This window comes from Pseudomonadota bacterium, assembly GCA_026388315.1.
Taxonomy (GTDB): domain Bacteria; phylum Desulfobacterota; class Syntrophorhabdia; order Syntrophorhabdales; family Syntrophorhabdaceae; genus MWEV01.
In genome coordinates, this window is sequence record JAPLKA010000001.1 from 1 (window position 1) to 1,765 (window position 1,765).

Consider the following 1,765-nt stretch of genomic DNA (forward strand, 5'->3'; position numbering starts at 1 on the left):
CCTGCATGAGACCGTACAGGGGCGGATCGACGGAAATATTGATCCTGGGATTCTTCGTCGGCATAAACAAACCTCCTTTGTAAAAAAAATGTGTAACACTTCTGTTACGCAAAAGCAATTTTTCATCATCTGATGCGGGCGATCACCCGCTGGAGTGCGGCCTGGGTGAATGCCGATCGCGTCGTGCGCAATTCCTTGGCCACGCGATCCACGGCGTGAATCAGGTCTTCATCCAGAGTCAGTTGCACGGTTTTCATTTCTATCACCATGGTTGTTATATTGATTTCGATAACTGTGATACCAAGCTCTCAGAAGGTGTCAACCCTTTATCGTCCCTTTGTCGTTGGCCTATCTACCTCCTCCTGCGGTAACATTTATTTTTGGGTCATCCGGCTCATGCGTACTTTTGAGTTGATAATCTGTTGAATTGAGCCTTGACTGTCTATACGAAAGGTTATCCATTATTTATTGCTATACGTAACAAAACGATGATTGACAGTTTATAGGCAAAAGGTCATCATCTATCTGTTATTCTTATTGAATTAATTAATAAGGAGGCAGAGATGACCAGCAGTAGTTTAGATTTGCATCAGACGAGTATTTCTTCGAGAAGGTTTGTAGTTTCCTCCATTGACTCATTCGAGAGTGCCAGGACAATTTCTTTTCCATCGGTTGATCTCCGTTTTGAATCATCCTCTAAAAGCAGTATAGAAGCGCTTCATAAACTTCTGAAACGCCTTGCAGGAATAGAGCTGCCGGGAAAGGAACATGTTGAGGCCTATCTTCGCTATGTATGCCGTCGCAACCGGCGGCCAAATACATTGCGCGGTCTCTGGAACGGCATTGTTCTTTTTCTTGGCATGATAAAGGACAACGGCAAGACATGCATTGAAGAAATCACAAGAAGGGATGTGGAGGGTTTTATTGAGCATGAGCAGGATCGAGGCATAAAGATTACGACGATCAAGACGAAACTTGCTTGTGTTCGCGCCTTTCTCAGCTATTTGGTGGAAGAGGGGATTATTTTACCAGATGTTCTTGGTAGAAGGATACGGTTGCAGTTACCGGATCGGCTACCCCGGGCCATGGATCCTGACGATTTACGGAAGTTGCTTTCCATCATTGATCACCCGCGGGATCGGGCCATGGTTCTGGTATTGCTGAGAACAGGGATGCGGATTGGGGAGCTACTCGATACAAAGGTTATGGATGTAAACCTCAAGGAGCGCAGAATTGAGATTTATGAGGCGGAGAAAACACGTTTGGGAAGAGTGGTTTATCTCAGTGAGGATGCTGCCGCTGCTTTGCGTGACTGGTTTGAGCTGAGAGATGGGCGGAATGAGTTCCTCCTCTATTGCCGGGGTAGATCAGGCAGTATGCATTACAGCACTGCTCGGGGGAAATTTGCAGGGTATCTTGTAAAAGCCGGCCTTACCCATAAGGGATATACGGTCCACACCCTTCGCCATACATTTGCCACTGAGCTTCTTAATGCCGGCATGCGCCTGGAGTGTCTCCAGGTGTTGCTTGGGCATCAGTGTATAGAAGAGACGCGACGCTATGCCCGTCTCACTGATAAAACCCGTGAGGAAGAATATTTTAAAGCCATGTCCAGGATTGAAAGGGGGAAGAGCAATGACTTTAACCAATGCGATTATCAATTGGAGACGATTCTTAAAGAGGCGGAACTGCTCGCCCAACGCGATTAAAAATTATTTGAATGCCATGAAGAGTTTCGTCGTTTGGCTGGATGTTCCTTTAGAAA

The 1,765-nt window shown here is 46.2% G+C and carries 2 protein-coding genes; one reads left to right on the forward strand and one right to left on the reverse strand.

Translation table 11 applies throughout. The annotated features are described in order from the left end of the window. Positions 1-125: 125 nt before the first annotated feature. Positions 126-257, reverse strand: a complete 132-nt coding sequence (locus NTX75_00005; protein MCX5814614.1) for a ribbon-helix-helix protein, CopG family — start codon at positions 255-257, stop codon at positions 126-128. 306 nt (positions 258-563) lie between these two features. On the opposite strand from NTX75_00005, the gene NTX75_00010 reads away from it, so the two are divergent. Further along, on the forward strand, positions 564-1,709 hold the full coding sequence (locus tag NTX75_00010) for a tyrosine-type recombinase/integrase (GenBank protein MCX5814615.1): 1,146 nt from the start codon (positions 564-566) through the stop codon (positions 1,707-1,709). Positions 1,710-1,765: the final 56 nt, after the last annotated feature.